The sequence below is a fragment of the Streptomyces sp. NPDC047002 genome, assembly GCF_040704505.1.
GTDB lineage: Bacteria > Actinomycetota > Actinomycetes > Streptomycetales > Streptomycetaceae > Streptomyces.
This window is the reverse complement of sequence record NZ_JBEYWC010000044.1, coordinates 39,000-56,686: the sequence shown is the minus strand read 5'-3', so window position 1 is coordinate 56,686 and position 17,687 is coordinate 39,000. Positions and strand designations below refer to the sequence as shown.

Genomic DNA, 17,687 nt, shown 5'->3' with positions numbered 1-17,687 from the left:
CGGAACACCAGGCCGTCGCTGACCGCGAGCGGCGCACGGGACAGCGTCAGCACGGGCGTTCCGGCGCGCCGCCAGCCGCCGTCCCACCCCTCGCGCCTCGCGGGCCGGGCCCGTCGCACGGCGCTCGGACCCTGCGGCGTGCATGGTGTCACGCGGCCAGGCCGCTCCCTCCCGCGACCACGATGTTCTGGCCGGTGACATAGGCGGCGGCGTCCGAGACGAGGAACGCGACCACCTCGGCGACCTCGCGCGCGGTGCCGAACCTGCCGAACGGGATGCGTTCCGCCGCGGCCTCGGTGACCCGGGCGAGCGCCTCGGGCGGCAGGCCCGTCTTGGACCAGATCGGCGTCTCGACGGCCCCGGGGCTCACGGCGTTGACCCGGATGCGCCGCGGCGCGAGTTCCAGGGCGAGCGAGGGGACCATGGCGAGGAGCGCGCCCTTGCTCGCGGCCGTGACGCTGCCGCCCACGATGCCGCTGGTCGCGCCGACGCCGACGGTGAAGACCACCGACGCGCCGTCGGCGAGCAGCGGCAGGACCTTCTGCAGGGTGAAGAACTGCCCCTTCGCGTTGGTGCGGAACAGGTCGTCCCAGGCTGCCTCGTCGAACTCCGCGACCGGTGCGGCGCGGGTGACCCCGGCGTTGAGGAACACGGCGTCGAGCGAGCCGAAGCGCGCCCCCGCCTCCTCGGCGACCCGGTCGGCGTCCGCGAGGGAGCGCGCGTCGGCCCGCAGGACGACGACGTCCCCAGGGAGCGCGTCGGCCGCGGCCGCGACACTCGCGGGGGTGCTGCCGGTGACCATCACCCGGTGTCCGCGCTCGTGCAGCACCTCGGCCGTGGCCCGGCCGATTCCGCTGGTTCCCCCGGTGATCAGGACGGCGGGTGAGGACATGGTGGCTCCGTTCGGCGGCGCGAGGCGCCCATCGGGGGACAGGGGAGACGGCGCGCCCGGGCGGGGCGCGCCGACTGCTCCCACGGTGGCCGCCCCGGCCGTCACCGCGCCAATGAAACTTCCGTATCCCGCGATGCGGATCGCGCATCACCCCACGTCACCGCCGTCGCAGGGCGGCGCGGACCAGCAGCGCCGCGGTTAGGCTTCCGGCATGCCCGACCCGTCGCCCGACCCGGTGGACCTCGACCTGCGGCTGGTGCACTGCTTCACCGTCGTCGCCGAGCACCGCCACTTCGGCCGTGCCGCCGACGCGCTCCACCTCACCCAGCCCGCGCTGAGCCGGCAGATCCGCCGCCTCGAACGGCAGCTCGCCTGTCGGCTGTTCGACCGCTCGCCGCGCGGCACGACGCTCACCGCGGCAGGGGATGCCTTCCTGCCGCTCGCCCGCGAGCTGCTGCGGCACGGCGCGACGGCCGTCGCGCGGACCAGGGCCGCCGCCCTGCCCACCGGCATCACCATCGGATACACCACGAACCTCGTGGTCACGGACGCGGTGGGCGAGCTGCGCCGCCGCCGTCCCGACGCCTGCGTGCACACGCTGCACCTGCGGTGGGACGCCACGCGCGACGCCCTGCTCGGCCACCGGGTGGACGCCGCCGTGGCCCGGCTGCCGCTGCGCCCCGAGGGGCTGAGCCTGACCGTGCTCCGCGAGGAGGCCCGCGTCCTGGTGGTCGCCTCCGGCCACCGGCTCGCCGGGCGGGCGTCCGTCACCCTCGACGACATCGCGGACGAGCCGCTCCCGCGCAGCACCGATCCGTATCTGGACGCCTTCTGGCGCATCGATCCGCGGCCCGACGGCCGCCCCGCGCCCGGCGGCCCGCTCGTCGAGGCCCTGGAGGACAAGACCGAGGCCGTCGCCGCGGGGGAGGCCGTGGCCATCGTCCCGGCCGGCGAGCACCTCGACCGGATGCGGCCGGGCCTGACCGCTGTGCCCCTCGAAGGGGCGGAGCCGAGCCGCGTCGTCCTCGCCACCCGCGCGGGGGACCGCACGCCCCTGGTCGCGGCGTTCCGCGAGATCGCCGGGACGTACCTCGCCGACCCCGCGGGGCCCGGGCCCCGCTGACCCCGGCGGGGGCGCTCAGGCCCGGTCGTCGGGGAACGGGTCGTCGTCGGGGAACGCCTCGTCGGGGAAGGGGTCCTCGGGCAGGTCGTCGGGGAACGGGTCCTCGTCGAGCGGCGGGCCGCCCGCGGGGGGAGCGGACGAGGGCCCCGGGCCCCCGTCGGCGCCGAGCGTGTCGAGGATCGACTGGCCGTACTTGGCCAGCTTGTTCTCACCCACACCGTTGATACCGCTCAGCGCGCCCAGCGTCGACGGCTTCGCCAGCGCGATCTCCCGCAGCGTCGCATCGTGGAAGATCACATACGCCGGGACGCCCTGCTCCTTCGCTGTCGCTGCGCGCCAGGCGCGCAGCGTCTCGAACACCTCGGCCGCCTCCTGCGGCAGGTCCACCGCTGCGGCGCGACCGCGCCCGCCCGAGCCGGAACCCCCGCCGGAGCGGCCGGCCTTGGCCGCCCGCTCAGGCTCCTTGCGGAGCGTCACCGTGCGCTGCCCGCCGAGCACCTCGGAGCTCTCGGGCGTCAGCACGAGCGTGCTGTACTCGCCCTCGACCGCGAGCAGCCCCTGCGAGAGCAACTGCCGCGCGACGCTGCGCCACTGGGCGTCCGTGAGGTCCGCGCCGATGCCGAAGACGCTGAGTCCGTCGTGGTCGAACTGGATGACCTTCGCCGTCTTCCTGCCCAGCAGGATGTCCACGGCCTGGCCCACCCCGAACTTCTGGTTGCGCTCGCGCTTGAGCCGCACCACCGTCGACAGCAGCTTCTGCGCGGGGACCGTGCCGTCCCAGGAGGCGGGCGGCGACAGGCACGTGTCGCAGTTGCCGCAGGCCTCGCTCTTCTGCCCGAAGTAGTCGAGCAGCCGCACCCTGCGGCACTCGACCGTCTCGCACAGCGCGAGCATCGCGTCGACGTGCTCCGCGAGCCGCCGCCGGTGCGCGGCGTCGCCCTCCGAGGTGTCGATCATCTTCCGCTGCTGCACGACGTCCTGGTAGCCGTAGGCGAGCCACGCCGTGGACGGCAGGCCGTCACGCCCGGCGCGCCCGGTCTCCTGGTAGTAGCCCTCCACCGACTTCGGCAGGTCGAGATGGGCCACGAACCGCACGTCCGGCTTGTCGATGCCCATGCCGAACGCGATCGTCGCGACCATGACGAGGCCGTCCTCGCGCAGGAAGCGCGCCTGGTTCTCCTGGCGCACCCGCGCGTCGAGGCCCGCGTGGTACGGCAGCGCCCGCACGCCGTTCTTCACGAGGAACTCCGCGGTCTTCTCGACCGAGGACCGCGAAAGGCAGTACACGATGCCCGCGTCGCCCTCGTGCTCCGACCGCAGCAGCTGGAGGAGCTGGCGGCGCGGCTCGTTCTTCGGGGCGATCCGGTACTGGATGTTCGGCCGGTCGAAGCTCGCCACGAAGTGCCGCGCGTCCTGGAGCTTCAACCGGGAGGCGATCTCCGCGTGCGTGGCCTCCGTCGCCGTCGCGGTCAGCGCGATGCGCGGCACGTCGGGCCACCGCTCGTGGAGCGCGGACAGCGCCAGGTAGTCGGGGCGGAAGTCGTGGCCCCACTGCGCGACGCAGTGCGCCTCGTCGATCGCGAACAGGGAGACGGTGCCGCGCTCCAGCAGCCGCACCGTCGACTCGACGCGCAGCCGCTCGGGCGCGAGGTAGAGCAGGTCCAGCTCGCCCGCGAGGAACTCGGCCTCCACCAGCCTGCGCTCGTCCAGGTCCTGGGTGGAGTTGAGGAAGCCGGCCCGCACGCCGAGCGCGCGCAGCGCGTCCACCTGGTCCTGCATGAGGGCGATCAGCGGCGACACGACGACGCCCGTGCCCCGGCGCACCAGGGCGGGGATCTGATAGCACAGCGACTTGCCGCCGCCGGTGGGCATGAGCACCAGGGCGTCCCCACCGGCCACCACGTGGTCGATGATCTCCTGCTGGCTGCCGCGGAATGCGTCGTACCCGAAGACCCGGTGCAGCACGTCGAGGGCGCCGCCGCGCGCCGCCTCTGCGGCGACGTGCCCTGCGCCCTCGCCTGCGGTGCCGTCCGCCGCGTGGTCCTGGTCGATAAGGGGGGTCTCGAACTCTGGAGCGCTCACGGGCCCGAGTCTAGGGGCGGGGTACGACACCGGCGGACGACCCCGCTGCCGCACCCCGCGCCGCACCCGCCCCGATCACCGGCCGCGCCCGTGTCGCCCGCCGCCCGCACCCGCGCCGACCCCGTATCGAGGGTCCGTGGAATTTTCTCCGGAACGACCTCTTGTCCCTCCGGCGGAGCCGGGCGTAGCTTCCTTCCACAGATACTTCGGGCACCGGACAGTACGGAGACCTAAGTGACCGTAAAGGGAAATCCCCCCGACGACTCACCGGGTCCCGGCGACACCTTGGGCGAGGTTCTGCTCGCGCTCGGCGGGCGCCTGACCCGATTGCAGACGGAGATCCTGGCCGGGCTGCCGCAGCCGCTCACGATCAGGCAGTTCCGCATCCTCTCCAGGGTCGACAACGGGCACACATCGCTGACCGCGCTGTCGAAACTCGCCCGGCGGAATCTCTCCACGATGTCGGAGAGCGTCGACAAACTCGTGACGCAGGGACTGCTCTCCCGCGCCGCCTCGGAGACGAGCCGCCGCACCATGCGCCTGACCCTCACCCCGGCCGGACGCACCGCGCTCGAAGCGGGCAACAGGGCCCTGGACAAGTTCACTTCGGAACTGACCGTCCATATGCCGCAGCAGCTCCAGGACCAGGTCCTGCCGGCACTTCAGCAGGTGTACACCGAGGTCCAGGGGGATCTGGACGACCGATAACGGGGGACTCGGCCACAAGGAGGTGGCATCGTTCGTGCTCCATGAACCCGAGACCGCCGGCAGTCCTTCCCGACTGCTGACCACGCTGGACAACGCGCCTTTCACCCGGCGGCACTGCATGCTCTACGGAACCGTGCTCGCCGGACACTTCCTCGACGGATTCGTCATCAACACGACGGGCGTCGTCCTGCCCGCGGTGATTCCCGCATTCCATCTCAGCACCAAACAGGCCGGATATCTCAGCTCCGTGCTCTTTCTCGGCATGCTCGTCGGCGCGGCGGTCGCGGGCGTGGTGTCCGACCGGCTCGGCCGTAAATTCCCGCTCGCCGCCTGCCTGTTGGTGTTCGCCGGTTTCTCGCTGCTCGCGGCTCTCTCCTGGGACTATCCGTCGCTCATGGCGGCCCGCTTCCTCCAGGGGATCGGCCTCGGCGCCGAGATCGCCGTCGTCCTTCCTTACATCACCGAATTCGTGCCCTCACGGCTGCGGGCACCGCTCGTCACCATGGCCACCGGCGCCTGGCTCATCGGCCTGCCGGTTGCCGGCGTGGTGGGCGCGGCGGTGGTGCCGTCCCTCGGCTGGCGCGCCATGTTCGTGATCGGGGTCGCACCGGTCCTGGTGAGCGCGGCGGTCGCGCTCGCCCTCCCCGAGTCGGTGCGCTACCTGCTGCGCAAGCGGCGCGACGCGGACGCGCGAAGCGTCGTCCTCGCGCTGACCCGCGGCGCCGAGACCGCGGGACCCGTGGCGCCGCACGCCCCGCCGCAGCGCGAGGCCCCGGCGGACGGCGGCAGCGGCGCCGCGGGCTCCGTGCGGCTGCTGCTCTCCGGCCGGTACCTGCGCTTCACGGTGTCGCTGTGGCTGATGGAGCTGTGCGCGGGCGCCTTCCTCTACGGGCTCTCCACCTGGCTGCCGTCCGTCCTGGAGAAGAAGGGGATCGGGCTCCTCGGCAGCCTCACGTACACCGCCGTCATCACCGCGGCGGGCGTGCTCGGCGCGCTCATCGCCGGATACACCGTCAAACGCGTGGGACGCAGGATCACCATCGGCGTCTCCTTCCTGCTGAGCGGTGCGTTCTGCCTGTGGTGGGGCAGCGCCGGGACCACCGTGTCCGTCGTGGTCCTCGGCTGCTTCGCGACCTTCTTCGGCAGCGGATTCGCCGGCAGCACCCTCTTCGTCTACGCGAGCGAGCTCTACCCGACCTTCAACCGGGCCACCGGGCTCGGCTGGGCGGCCGCCTGGCAGAAGGTCGGCGGCCTCGTCATCCCCACCGTGATCGGCTGGGTGCTCGCCCTGCACTCGTCCAGCTACCTCTTCTTCGTCCTGTTCGCCGTCATCTCGGCACTCGCCGGGGCCTCCGGACTCCTCGCGACCTTCGAGACCAACAAGAAGACCATCGAGCAGATCACCGACCTCATGACGGCGGGCACGCGGCGCGCCCAGGACGGCCCCGCGGAAACGGCGCCCGCACCCCGGGTGGCGCACGCCACCGAACTCACCGCACCGTACGACCGAGAGACAGGCAGGTGAAGATGGCCACGGTCAGCGACACACGGACCGCAGCTCCGGCCCCCGGCACTGGCAGCCCCGCACAAGACGCCGCCGAGCGCACGCTCCGGCACACCAAGGTCAGGGCCGCGATGGCGGATGAAGGCCTCGACGCGCTCCTCGCCTACGGCCCCGGCTGGCGGCGGGAGAACGTGCGGTACTTCACCGACACGCGCGTGGCCGGCAGCTCCTCGCTCGTCCTGTTCCCCGCAGCGGGAGCGGTCAGCGCCTTCACCACCCGCCGCGCCGACCTGCCGGAACTCGCCCGCGGCGGCTGGGTCGACGAGGCGCTCGAACTGGACGTGTGGGACCCGGCGCCCCTGGTCGAGCGGCTGCACGGGCTGGCTCCGAAGCGGGTCGGCGTCGCCCATCTCGAACTGCTGCCCACCGTGCTCGCCGACGCGCTGCACACGGCGCTCCCCGGCGCCGAACTCGTCTCTGCGACGGGCCTGATGGATGGGGTGCGCCTCGTCAAGAGCGACTGGGAGCTGGCCAGGATGCGCCGCAGCGCCGCCGTCTGCGCGGCCGGCTGGGAGGCGTTCGTCGACGTGCTCGAACCGGGGCTGCCCGAGTACCGGATCGTCGCCGAGGTCGAGGCGCGCATCAAACTCCTCGGCGCCGAGGACAACTTCATGCTGATCGCGTCGGGCGGTGACGAGGTGCGCGGCATGACGGCGCCCACCCCGCGCGTCCTGGCGGCCGGCGACATGGTGCGCACCGAACTCACCCCGCAGATGGACGGCTACTGGCTCCAGATCTGCCGCTCAGCGGTGGTCGGCGAGCCGAGCGACGGCCAGCGCGCCTCGTTCGACCTGTTCAACGAGGCTGTCGAGGCGGGCATGGCGGCCGTGCGGCCGGGGGTCACCGCGCACGACGTGGCGAAGGCGCAGAACGACGTGTTCCGCGCCCGCGGCTACGGCGAGTACTGCACCAGCCAGTACACCAGGGTCCGCGGCCACGGCCACGGCCTGCACCTGGACGAGACCCCGATCATCGAGGGCAACGAGACCGTCCTGCCGCAGAACGCGGTCTTCATCATCCACCCCAACACCTATACGCCGCTGGCCGGTTACCACGTACTCGGCGACCCGGTGCGGGTCACGCAGGACGGCTGCGAAGTGCTGATCCCCACCGAGCGCAGGCTGTTCCACTCCGACAAGGGCACGAAGGGGGCCGCGGCGTGAAACGCGGACTTGTTCTACTCGATCCCGAAGAGGTCTCGCGCGACGAGTGGCGCGGGCGCACCGAGCGGGTGCGCCGCAGGGCCGCCGACGAGGGCGTCGACCTCGCCCTCGTGTACGGGGACGTGTTCGCGTCCGACGACATCGCGTACCTGACGAACCTCTGCATCTACTGGAACGAGGGCGTGCTCGCGCTGCCGGCGACCGACGCCGTCCTCGGCTCCGGCGCGCCCGTCTTCCTGACGAAGCTGTCGCCGCGCGTCCACCCGTGGATGCGGCGCGTCTCGACCGTGGAGCGCATCGAGAGCGGCAAGAGCTTCGGCGCCCTCGTCGCCGCGCTGCTCGACGGGCGTCCCGCGGCCGCCGTGGGCCTTGTCGACGCACCGCTGTGGCCCGCCTCCGTCGTCGCGGAGATACGCGCGGCGCTGCCCGGGGTGCGGGTGCGGGAGCTGCCAGGGCTGGTGCGCGAGGAGCGCGCCGTGGTCTCCGACGCCGAACTCGCGCTGCTGCGGCGCGGCGGCGAGGTCGTGGCGCGGGCCGCGCGTGAGGCCACCGCCGACGGCCTCGGGGCACTCGCCCGCACGGCCGTCGTGGAGCGCGTCGTGCGCGGCGCCGGCTTCCTCGACGTGCAGGTCGCCACCCCGGCAGCGCCGGACGGCGTCACGGGCGTGGAGGTCACCGGCCAGTTCAGGACCGGCTGGCTGCGTGCGGCGCGCCTCGCGGGCCGCGCCCCCTGGACCCGCGCGCTCACCGAGGCGCTGGACGGGGCGGTCGCCGCGGCCACCGCGGGCGCCACGGCCGCCGACGTGGCCGCGGCCGCCGCCCCCGCCCTCGCGGGGCTGCCCGCGGGCGCCGACCCCAGGGTGCGCCTGGTCGACCAGGCAGACCTTGCCTCGGGCGGCGAGTACCGCGGGCCGGCGGCGGGCGGGCCGCTGGCCGCAGGGTCCGTCGTCGCCGTGTCCGTGGACGTCCTCTTCGAGTCCGGCGGATACGCCGCGCTCGCGGACACCGTGTTCGTCACGGGCGGCCGCGCAGAGCGCCTGACCGGCGGCGCACACGAGGAGGCGGCGGAGTGAGGATCCTGACCAACGGCGACATCGAGCAGGTGCTGACCGCGCGCGAGTGCCTCGACACCCTGGAGACCGCCTACCGCGAGCTGTCCGCGGGCCGGGGCGCCAACCGGCCGCGCAACCACACGTACTTCCCGGTCAAGGACGACCGCTGGCCCGGCTTCGGCTTCCGCTTCAAGTCGCAGGAGGGCGGCAACGTGTCGAGCGGCGTGTGGGCGCTGCGCATCACCTCCGACATGGCGGGCGTCGAGACCCTGCCGAGCGGGGTGCAGCGGCGCAGGCTGATCCCCGCGGCGCCCGGTGGACGGTACGTGGGCCTCGTGACGCTCTACAGCCTCACCACCCTCGAACCTCTCGCCATCCTGCACGACAGCTTCGTGCAGAAGATGCGCGTCGGCGCGACCTCCGCGCTCGGCATCCGCGAACTGGCCCGCGAGGACGCCACGGTGGCCGGGATGTTCGGCTCCGGCTGGCAGGCGGAGGCCCACCTGGAGACGCTGCTGCTGGTCCGGCCGAAGATCGAGGAGGTACGGGTCTACAGCCCGACGCCCGAGCACCGCGAGAAGTTCGCCGCCGACTGGAGCGAGCGCACCGGCCGCCGCGTCGTCGCCGTCTCCGACCCGCGGGACGCGGTCAGCGGCTGCCAGATCGTCACCTGCGCCACCGCCGCCATGGACCCCTGCTTCGACGGCGCCTGGCTCGAACCCGGTACCCATGTCACCGCGATCACCTCGCCCGACGGCACCGCCACCCGGCGGGAACTCGACGACACCACCTTCGACCGGGCAGACCGCATCACCGTGCTCTCCCGCGAACAGGTGCACCACGACAAGCAGTACGACATCCTCGGCCCCGTCGAACGCGGCCGCCTCACCTTCGACGACATCCGCGAGCTCGGCGAACTGCTGCTCGGCGACGCACCGGGCCGCACCTCGCCCGACGACATCACCGTCTTCGCCAACAACACCGGCATGGGCGTCCAGTTCGCCGCGGTCTGCGCCCGGGCGCTGAGCCTGGCGGAGGAGCGCGGCCTCGGACACCAGGTCCCCACCGAGTGGCTCCTCGAAGAGACCAGCCCCTGACCCGGCGGGCCGCGCCCCCGGCCGCCGCCCCGCACGCGGCGGCGGCCGGGGCGCGCAGGCGCCGGGCGGCCAAGGACGACAGGAAGAGGACCCGCGACACCATGACCACCGACACCGAAGACGCCCACCGCATCGGGGGCGCCACGATCACCTTCGGGGAGAGCGTCAACACCGACGTCATCATCCCCGGCCGCTACCTCGTCAGCATCGACCCGGCGGAACTCGCCGAGCACGCCTTCGAACCGCTCGGCCCCGAGGTGCAGCGCCGCCTGCGCGCCTCACGGATCGTGGTGGCGGGCCGCAACTTCGGCTGCGGCAGCGCCCGCGAGCAGGCAGCGACCTGCCTGCTCGGCGCCGGCGTCCAGGCCGTCGTCGCCGCCTCCTTCTCCCGCGTCTTCTTCCGCAACGCCATCAACACCGGCCTCGTCGCGGTCGAGTGCCCCGATGCCGTCGCCGCGCTCACGGCAGCGGGCGGCGAGGGCGAGATGTGGGTCGACTACGACAGCGGCACCGTCGAGACGGCGGGGCAGACCTTCCGCTTCGCGCCGTACCCACAGGGCCTCAAGGACATCCTCGCCGACGGCGGCCTGATCCCCCACCTGATGCGCGAGTTCGAGCGGACCGCACAGGGTCCCGCGGCGAGCGCGTCCGACGACAGCAAGGCAGGTGCACGATGAGCACGGCCACCGCGGCGCCGAGGACCTTCGCACAGAAGGCGATCGAGCGGGCATCGGGCGAGGAGGGCCTGGTGCCCGGGCAGATCGTCGACGCCTACCCCGACGTGTGCATGAGCCACACCGCGAGCTGGCGGTGCATCCGCACCCTGGAGCGCATGGGCGTCGACACCCTCTACGACCCGGACCGCATCGCCATGGTGATGGACCACATCTCCCCGGCGATGAACGCCAAGACGGCGGCCGACCACCGGCTGTGCCGCGAGTTCGCCGACCGGATGGGCGTCAAGCACTTCTACGACGTGGACGCGGGCATCGCGCACATCGTGCTGATGGAGCACGGCGTCATCAGGCCGGGCCAGTTCGTGATCGGCACCGACTCGCACTCCACCATCTACGGCGCACTCGGCGCGTTCGGCACCGGCGTCGGCTTCAGCGAGATCACCGCCGCCTGGGTGACGGGCAGGCTCTGGGTGAAGGTGCCCGAGTCCGTCCGCATCGAGATCGAGGGCGACCTGCCGGCCGGCAGCTACGCCAAGGACGTGATGCTCGCCCTCATCGGCGACCTCGGCGCGGACGGACTCACCTACTGCTCGGCCGAGTTCAGCGGCTCGTACGTGACGTCCCGGTCCGTCTCCGAGCGCATGACGTTCTGCAACCTCGCGATGGAGATGGGCGCCAAGAACGCCTACGTGGCCCCCGACGCCACCACCCGCGCCTATCTGCACGACGAGGCGGGCGTCGGCGCCGACGGCTACGAGGTGCTGCTGCCCGACGAGGGCGCCGTCTACCGCGACACCGTGCGGATGGACGGCTCCGCCCTCGCCCCGAAGATCGCCGTCCCGCACGCCGTCGACAACGTCGTCGACGTCACCGAGGTCAGCGGCACCCGGCTCGACCAGGTGTTCATCGGCTCCTGCGCCAACGCCAAGTACGACGACCTGGAGATCGCCGCGGGCGTGCTGGCCGGCCGCAAGGTGGCCCACGGGGTGCGTCTCGTGGTGACGCCCGCGTCCCGCGCCGTGATGGCGAAGGCGTCCCGCAGCGGCGTGCTCGCCACCCTGATCGAGGCGGGCGCGATGATCACCAACGCGGGCTGCGGGGCCTGCGCCGGCAACGGCGGCGCGATGGCGGACGGCGAGGCCACCCTCTCCACGGCCAACCGCAACTTCCAGGGCCGCATGGGCAGTTACCAGTCGAGCATCTACCTCAGCAGCCCGGCGACCGCGGCGGCCTCCGCGCTCACCGGCGTCATCACCGACCCGCGGGAGGTGCTGAAGTGAACCTGGTCGAGAAGATCCTCGCCCGGGCGAGCGGCCGGAAGTCCGTCGAGCCGGGCGAGATCGTCATCGCCGAGGTGGACCGGCTGCTCATGCACGACCTGAGCGGCTATCTGACGGCGGGCGTCTACGACGAGAAGGTCGACCTGCCCATCCCGCACCCCGAGCGCGCCCTGATGGTCTTCGACCACCACTTCTCGCCGCCCACAGAACAGCAGGCGGGCGTACTGAAGTTCAACCGCGAGTGGGCAAGGCGCAAGAAGATCAACCTGCTCGACTGCGGCAGCGGCAACCTCCACCACGCGGCCGTGCGCGGCGGGTTCGTCAAGCCGGGCATGATCGTGGTGGGCTCCGACAGCCACACCCCCGTGCACGGCGCGCTCGGCGCCCTCGCCGTGGCCCTCGGCAACGACTCGCACGCGGGCACCGTACTGCCGTACAGCAGGGCCTGGTTCCGCGTCCCGGAGACCGTGCGGATCGAACTGCACGGCCTGCCGCGCCCCGGGACCTCGCCGCGCGACGTGGCGCTCTGGCTGACAGCGCGGATCGGCGAGGGCGAGATGAACTACAAGGCCCTCGAATTCACCGGCCCCTACGTCAAGCAGCTGGGCTTCTGGGACCGCTGGCTGTTCCCGCTGCTCTGTGTGGACCTCGGCGCCAAGTGCAGCTACGTCGAACCCGACGAGGTCACCGAGGCGTTCGTACGCACCCTGCCCGGCGGCCTGCCCGAGGAGGTCGCCAAGGGCGACGGCGCAGGCGGGGAGGCCGCGAGCGTGCTGCGCTACGACGTGGGCGACGTCGTGCCGCAGGTCGCCTGCCCGCCCACCGTGGGCAACACCCGCGCCGTCACCGAGGCGGCCGGCCACCCGGTGCAGTACGCGGAGCTCGGCGGCCACGGCGGCGGCAGGATCGAGGACATCAGGGCGGCCGCCGCGGTCCTGCGCGGCCGCAGGGTCCACCCCCGCACCCGGCTCAACATCGTGCCGAGCAGCCGCGAGGTGTTCACCGAGGCGGTGCGCGAGGGCCTGGTGCTCGACCTGCACGAGGCGGGCGCCACCTGGTTCCCGCCGAGCACGGGCTCCAACCAGGCCATCAACATGGGCGCGATGGCCGCGGGCGAGGCGATGATCTCCACGCACGCGCGCAACTTCCCCGGCCGCAACGGCAGCAGCGAGGCCTCGATGTTCCTGGCCTCGGCCGAGACGGTCGCGGCCTCCGCGGCCGCGGGCGAGATCGCCGCGCCGGCCGGTGCCGTGACCGCGGGAGGCGCGTCATGATCTTCGAAGGCCGTTCCTGGACGTTCGGCGACAACATCCCCACCGACCGGCTGGTGAAGTCGCGGTATGTCTTCGAGCCTCTGGACGTGATGGCGAAGCACGTGCTGGAGGACCTGGACCCGGAGTTCCCGCTGCGCGTCGCTCCCGGTGACATTGTCGTCGCGGGCCGCCACTTCGGCCAGTCCTCCGGGCGGGCCATCGCGACCAAGGCGCTGCGGGCCACCGGCATCGGCTGCGTGGTGGCGGAGAGCTTCGCGCGCACCTTCTACCGCAACTGCTTCGAGGTGGGCCTGCCCGCGATCGAGGTGCCCGGCATCAAGGAGATCGTCACCGCGGGCGACCGGCTGCGCGTGGACCTCGCCGCCGGCACCGTGACCGACCCGGCGACCGGCGCCACCCGCTCCGGTGCCCCCGCCGACCCGTTCCTCATGAACATGCTCGAAGCGGGCGGTCTGATCGCCCTGGCCCGCGAGCACAGCGAGCTGTTTCGGGGGTGAGGCCGCAGGCGGGCGCGGGACCGGCAGGAGCGGTCCTGCGCCCGCCCGCTCTCACCCGGCCCGCGCGTCCTCGGAGCCGCCGCCGGGGAACTCCTGCGTGCCGACGACCCGCAGCAGGTCGAGCCGCTCACGGGTCTCGGCGTCCCCGGGCGTGAGCACCAGCAGCTGCTGGCCGAGGTCGGGCGTGACGAGGGTCTCGCAGTCCATCACCAGTCGGCCCACGCGCGGATGGTCGAAGGTCTTGCGGTCGGCGCGCCTGACCGCCACCTCGTGCTCGGCCCACAGCCGGCGGAAATCGGCGCTCTCCGTCCGCAGCCCGGCCACGAGAGAGGCGACCACGGGGTCGCCGGGCCGACGCCCCGCGGCGGCGCGCAGGTCGGCCACGAGGTGGCGGGCGTGCAGCTCCGCCTCCTCCGCGACGGCCGCCGCGCGCTCCCCCGGGTCGGTGAACCAGCGGTAGACGACATAGCGCCGGTCGCCCGAGTAGCGGGTGAGGTCCCCGGTGAGCAGCACGGACGCCCGGTTCTGGGCGAGCACCTCGCCCAGGTCGGAGAGGACCATCGCCGGGGTGTCCCCGAGCAGGTCGAGCATGCGCACAAGACCGGCCCTGGCCAGCCGCGCCGTCCCGTCAGCGGGCGGCGGCCGGTGCCCCGCCAGGTGGAACAGGTGGTCGCGCTCGTCGTCGGACAGCCGCAGCGCCCGCGCGAGCGCGCCCAGCAGCTGCACCGAGGGCCGGCTGCTGCGGCCCTGTTCGAGGCGTACGACATAGTCCACGGACATCCCCGCGAGCATCGCCACCTCCTCCCTGCGCAGGCCGGCCGTGCGGCGCCGCGGCCCCTCGGGGACGCCGGCCTCGGCCGGGCGCAGCGCCTCGCGGCGGCGGCGCAGGAAGTCGGCGAGCTGGTCGCGTTGCATGCCTTCCATGGTCCCTCGCACGCGGCGGCCCGGCCAGGGAGCGGCTCTCCCATGATGAACGCTCCGCTCCCGCCGGGGAGCGCGCGGGCCCAGGGTGGACACCGGACCCACGACGAAGGAGCACGCCATGCAGAAGCGAACCCTCGGCAGCACAGGACCTGCGGTCTCCACCCTCGGCCTCGGCGCGATGAGCATGTCGGGCGCCTACGGCGAGGCCGACCGTGCGGAGAGCATCGCCACCGTGCACGCCGCGCTCGACGCGGGCGTCACCCTGATCGACACGGCCGACTTCTACGCCATGGGCCACAACGAGCTGCTGCTCGCCGAGGCCCTGCGCGGCCGGGACAGGGACGGCTACCGGCTGAGCGTGAAGTTCGGCATGCTCAGGGGCCCCGGCCCCGAGTTCGGCGGCTACGACGGCCGGCCGGCGGCGGTGAAGAACTTCCTCGCCCACTCGCTGACCCGGCTCGGCACCGACCACGTCGACATCTACCGCCCCGCCAGGCTCGACCCCGACGTGCCCGTCGAGGAGACCGTGGGGGCGGTCAAGGAGCTGATCGACGCGGGGTACGTGCGCCACCTCGGCCTCTCCGAGGTCGACGCGCAGACCGTACGCAGGGCCCACGCCGTGCACCCGGTCGCCGACCTCCAGATCGAGTACTCGCTGATCTCCCGCGCGGTGGAGGCCGAGGTGCTGCCCACGCTGCGGGAGCTCGGCATCGGGCTGACCGCGTACGGCGTGCTCGGCCGCGGCCTCATCTCCGGCCACTGGTCGGCAGGACACCGGGCCGCCCCCGGCGACGCACGTGCCGCGAGCCCGCGCTTCTCGGGGGAGAACGTCGAGCACAACCTCGCGCTCGTGGAGGCGCTGCGCCAAGTCGCGGACGCGAAGGGCCGCACCGTCGCGCAGCTGGCGATCGCCTGGGTGGTCGCGCAGGGCGCCGACATCGTGCCCCTGGTCGGCGCCCGCACCCGCGACCGGCTCGCCGAGGCGCTGCCGGCCGCGGAGCTCTCCCTCTCGGCCGACGACCTCGCCGAGATCGAGAAGGCCGTGCCGTCAGGGGCGGCCCGCGGCGACCGCTACCCGTCCGCCTTCATGCGGGACCTCGGCGTCGGCAACTGAGCGCACCGCCGCGCCCGCCTCAGCCGGCCGCCCCCGCCCTGCCCCGGGCGGGCGCGGGGGACAGGGCGCAGGCGGGCGTGGAGGACGGCGAACGCCGTGCAGGAGAGGGGGAGCGCCAGGGCCGCCGTGGCGAGGACGCCCACGGCGACGGGCGCGAGGACGCCCGCGTAGTAGCCGGCGAAGAAGTTGCCCGTGGACCCTTCGACGAGGCTCCTCACCAGGGGGCGCAGCGGCAGGGCGAGCTGGGTGACCAGCCGGAGCGCCCCCGCGGTGAGCGCGGCGAGCGGCAGCGCGAGGGCGAGCACGCGGGGCCACCCGGCGCGCGTCCACGTCAGCGACCAGGAGCGGCGCAGCGCCCCCACGGGGCCGAGCCCGGCCGCCGCGGCGGCCGGCGCGAGCGCGAACGCGAGACGCAGCACCGCGGAGACGAGCAGCGCCGCCAGGGGGGAGTCCCGCACGAGGGTGAACGGCAGCGTGCCCGGCCGCAGGGGCTGGGGGCTGTCGAGCTGGTAGCCGGCGAAGCGCTGCGACACGGCGTGGACGACCACCGGCAGAGACCACACGGCCGCGCCCCGCAGCGCGTACACGGCGACCACCGGCCACGGCCGGTCCGCCCCGCCCTGCCCGGGAGAGGCCGCACGCGAGCACGCGCCCTGGAGCAAAGCGCTGCCGATCCCGAGGAGGAGCAGGAACAGCGGCAGCGTGCAGACCGCGACGAGCCCCAGCCCGCTGGAGTCGTGGACATACGGGTCCTCGACATGGCGGTACCAGTCGCGCTGGTTGCGCATGTGCGTGAAGACGGGCCAGGAGAGCGCGAAGACGGCGGCCGTCAGCAGCAGCCCTGCGGCCCCGCACCCGCCGGCCGTCCGCACGGCCGCGCGCGCCAGCGCGCCCCGGTGCCGCCACAGCACGGCGCAGACCGCGCCGGCCAGCCGCCGCGGCCTGACCCCCGCCGCCCCTGCTGTCCTGTCGTCCTGCTGCGTGCTGCGCGTCATGGGCGGCCCCTCCGTGCGTTCGTGCCCCGCTCCCGGAGGGGACGCGGCACCCGGCCGCCTGGTTCACCGGGCGGGCCCGGCGTCCGTGACCGCCCCGGATCAGCCCGGTGTCTCCATGAGGGCGGTGACATAGGCGTCGAGCCGCTCCGCCACGGCCCGCGCCGTCAGCTCGGTCCTGCCCGCCTCCCGCCACGGCCGCGCCACCTCGCGTACCTCCTCCGAGGACGCCAGCGCGTCCCGCACCAGCCAGTACCGCCGCTCGCCCGCATCCGCGGCCGGCACCCCGCCTGCCGCCTCGTACGCCGCGGTGAACCGCGGACCCCACGCCGGGCCGTGCAGCAGCGCGAGCGCGGTGGCGCAGTGCGCCACGTCGAGGTCCGCCGGGCCCCAGGAAGCCCCGGCCCAGTCGACGACGCCGGTGATCCCGGCACCGGCCGGATCACCGGCAGCCCCACCGAACAGCACGTTGCCGGGCTGGAAGTCCCGGTGCAGGAACCGCCCTTCGTAGGGCGGCGGGGACTCGCGGATCACGTCGACCGCCCCGGCCCACACCGCCGCGTCCGCGCCCTCGGGGACCACGACGCTGTCGGGGGTCGTCAACGCCGTGTACCCGCGGGGCCGCTCGGCGGGGCGCACCGCGTGGATGGACACGAGTTGACGTGCCAGCAGCGGGACGCGCGTCTCCACCCCCTCGTCGCCAAGGACCGTGCGCCCCGGCAGGTGCGTCATCAGGAGCGACGGGTACGCGCAGCGCGCGGCGGTCGGATCGGCCGCGACCAGCCCGGGCGCCGGCACGTCGGCCCCCGCGAGCACGGTCAGCGCCCCGGCCTCCCTGTTCAGCCAGTCCTCGGCGTGCTCAAGGGAGGAAGGGGCGACGAAGGAGCGCAGCACCAGGCGGCGGGAGCCGCCGCCCCGCGTGCCGACGGTCAGCCGCCGCACCTCGGCGGTGATGCCGCCGTGCAGCGCCTCGATCCCGACGATCCGCTCGCCGGCGTCCAGCTGCCCGCGCACCCAGGCCAGCGTCGACGCCGGAACGGCCCCCGCGTCGTCGCTGCCGTCGTTGTCGTCTCTGTCCACGGCGTGCCACCTCACCACAACGACGTCTTGGGGGGCCTGCCGCACGTCCGGGTCGGCCGGCGGCACGGTCGGGGGCGGAACCGGGTCCGCGCGGGATGACGGGCGGCATCCGTGGGCCGGGACCGGGCGGGGGCCGGCCTCATGGAGACCCGGACGGCAGCGCTCGGC

At 73.7% G+C, this 17,687-nt stretch carries 16 protein-coding genes; 11 read left to right on the top strand and 5 right to left on the bottom strand.

What is annotated here, in order from left to right; genetic code table 11:
- Nucleotides 1-148: 148 nt before the first annotated feature.
- Nucleotides 149-892 carry an SDR family oxidoreductase gene (locus AB0910_RS29155; protein WP_366747646.1) on the bottom strand — a complete coding sequence of 248 codons (744 nt, stop codon included), beginning with the start codon at nt 890-892 and terminating at the stop codon, nt 149-151.
- A gap of 211 nt (nt 893-1,103) precedes the next feature.
- On the opposite strand from AB0910_RS29155, the gene AB0910_RS29150 reads away from it, so the two are divergent.
- Complete coding sequence (locus AB0910_RS29150) at nt 1,104-2,015, top strand: LysR family transcriptional regulator (RefSeq protein ID WP_366747645.1); 912 nt, start codon at nt 1,104-1,106, stop codon at nt 2,013-2,015.
- Nucleotides 2,016-2,030: 15 nt separating this feature from the next.
- Here the strand turns inward: AB0910_RS29150 and recQ are convergent, their stop codons facing one another.
- Entirely contained in the window at nt 2,031-3,980 is a 1,950-nt protein-coding gene (gene recQ / locus AB0910_RS29145; protein WP_366747653.1) for a DNA helicase RecQ, read from the bottom strand.
- 351 nt (nt 3,981-4,331) lie between these two features.
- Between recQ and AB0910_RS29140 the strand changes: the two genes are divergently transcribed.
- The 9 genes from AB0910_RS29140 (at nt 4,332) to AB0910_RS29100 (ending at nt 13,409) form a co-directional block, all read left to right on the top strand.
- Nucleotides 4,332-4,805: a winged helix DNA-binding protein gene (locus AB0910_RS29140; RefSeq protein WP_366747644.1), complete on the top strand. Its 474-nt coding sequence runs from the start codon at nt 4,332-4,334 to the stop codon at nt 4,803-4,805.
- Between the two features lie 34 nt (nt 4,806-4,839).
- Complete coding sequence (locus AB0910_RS29135) at nt 4,840-6,330, top strand: MFS transporter (protein WP_366747643.1); 1,491 nt, start codon at nt 4,840-4,842, stop codon at nt 6,328-6,330.
- A gap of 2 nt (nt 6,331-6,332) precedes the next feature.
- Nucleotides 6,333-7,532 carry a Xaa-Pro peptidase family protein gene (locus tag AB0910_RS29130; protein WP_366747642.1) on the top strand — a complete coding sequence of 400 codons (1,200 nt, stop codon included), beginning with the start codon at nt 6,333-6,335 and terminating at the stop codon, nt 7,530-7,532.
- Nucleotides 7,529-8,605: a hypothetical protein gene (locus tag AB0910_RS29125; protein ID WP_366747641.1), complete on the top strand. Its 1,077-nt coding sequence runs from the start codon at nt 7,529-7,531 to the stop codon at nt 8,603-8,605. Before AB0910_RS29130 ends, AB0910_RS29125 begins: the two co-directional genes overlap by 4 nt.
- Nucleotides 8,602-9,681, top strand: coding sequence for an ornithine cyclodeaminase family protein (locus AB0910_RS29120; protein ID WP_366747640.1), 1,080 nt, complete (start codon nt 8,602-8,604; stop codon nt 9,679-9,681). The genes AB0910_RS29125 and AB0910_RS29120 overlap by 4 nt, the downstream gene beginning before the upstream one ends.
- Before the next feature lie 101 nt (nt 9,682-9,782).
- The gene (leuD, locus tag AB0910_RS29115) at nt 9,783-10,358 is read left to right on the top strand and encodes a 3-isopropylmalate dehydratase small subunit (RefSeq protein WP_366747639.1); all 576 of its coding nucleotides are present in this window, start codon (nt 9,783-9,785) and stop codon (nt 10,356-10,358) included.
- Nucleotides 10,355-11,638: an aconitase/3-isopropylmalate dehydratase large subunit family protein gene (locus tag AB0910_RS29110; protein WP_366747638.1), complete on the top strand. Its 1,284-nt coding sequence runs from the start codon at nt 10,355-10,357 to the stop codon at nt 11,636-11,638. The genes leuD and AB0910_RS29110 overlap by 4 nt, the downstream gene beginning before the upstream one ends.
- Nucleotides 11,635-12,912 carry an aconitase family protein gene (locus AB0910_RS29105; protein WP_366747637.1) on the top strand — a complete coding sequence of 426 codons (1,278 nt, stop codon included), beginning with the start codon at nt 11,635-11,637 and terminating at the stop codon, nt 12,910-12,912. The genes AB0910_RS29110 and AB0910_RS29105 overlap by 4 nt, the downstream gene beginning before the upstream one ends.
- Nucleotides 12,909-13,409, top strand: a complete 501-nt coding sequence (locus AB0910_RS29100; RefSeq protein ID WP_366747636.1) for a 3-isopropylmalate dehydratase — start codon at nt 12,909-12,911, stop codon at nt 13,407-13,409. Before AB0910_RS29105 ends, AB0910_RS29100 begins: the two co-directional genes overlap by 4 nt.
- Nucleotides 13,410-13,460: 51 nt before the next feature.
- Here the strand turns inward: AB0910_RS29100 and AB0910_RS29095 are convergent, their stop codons facing one another.
- On the bottom strand, nt 13,461-14,324 hold the full coding sequence (locus AB0910_RS29095; protein WP_366747635.1) for a helix-turn-helix transcriptional regulator: 864 nt from the start codon (nt 14,322-14,324) through the stop codon (nt 13,461-13,463).
- A 127-nt stretch (nt 14,325-14,451) separates the two neighbouring features.
- On the opposite strand from AB0910_RS29095, the gene AB0910_RS29090 reads away from it, so the two are divergent.
- Nucleotides 14,452-15,447, top strand: a complete 996-nt coding sequence (locus tag AB0910_RS29090) for an aldo/keto reductase (RefSeq protein ID WP_366747634.1) — start codon at nt 14,452-14,454, stop codon at nt 15,445-15,447.
- Here the strand turns inward: AB0910_RS29090 and AB0910_RS29085 are convergent.
- On the bottom strand, nt 15,405-16,442 hold the full coding sequence (locus tag AB0910_RS29085; protein WP_366747633.1) for a hypothetical protein: 1,038 nt from the start codon (nt 16,440-16,442) through the stop codon (nt 15,405-15,407). The two genes, AB0910_RS29090 and AB0910_RS29085, sit on opposite strands and share 43 nt — an antisense overlap.
- 99 nt (nt 16,443-16,541) lie before the next feature.
- The gene (locus AB0910_RS29080) at nt 16,542-17,453 is read right to left on the bottom strand and encodes an aminoglycoside phosphotransferase family protein (protein WP_366747652.1); all 912 of its coding nucleotides are present in this window, start codon (nt 17,451-17,453) and stop codon (nt 16,542-16,544) included.
- Nucleotides 17,454-17,687 lie beyond the last annotated feature (234 nt).

Coding starts and splice junctions, on each gene's coding strand:
- AB0910_RS29095 (WP_366747635.1), bottom strand. CDS start 14,324: ATGCAACGCGACCAGCTCGCCGACTTCCTGCGCCGCCGCCGCGAGGCG.
- AB0910_RS29130 (WP_366747642.1), top strand. CDS start 6,333: ATGGCCACGGTCAGCGACACACGGACCGCAGCTCCGGCCCCCGGCACT.
- AB0910_RS29085 (WP_366747633.1), bottom strand. CDS start 16,442: ATGACGCGCAGCACGCAGCAGGACGACAGGACAGCAGGGGCGGCGGGG.
- AB0910_RS29090 (WP_366747634.1), top strand. CDS start 14,452: ATGCAGAAGCGAACCCTCGGCAGCACAGGACCTGCGGTCTCCACCCTC.
- AB0910_RS29100 (WP_366747636.1), top strand. CDS start 12,909: ATGATCTTCGAAGGCCGTTCCTGGACGTTCGGCGACAACATCCCCACC.
- leuD (WP_366747639.1), top strand. CDS start 9,783: ATGACCACCGACACCGAAGACGCCCACCGCATCGGGGGCGCCACGATC.
- AB0910_RS29110 (WP_366747638.1), top strand. CDS start 10,355: ATGAGCACGGCCACCGCGGCGCCGAGGACCTTCGCACAGAAGGCGATC.
- AB0910_RS29155 (WP_366747646.1), bottom strand. CDS start 892: ATGTCCTCACCCGCCGTCCTGATCACCGGGGGAACCAGCGGAATCGGC.
- AB0910_RS29150 (WP_366747645.1), top strand. CDS start 1,104: ATGCCCGACCCGTCGCCCGACCCGGTGGACCTCGACCTGCGGCTGGTG.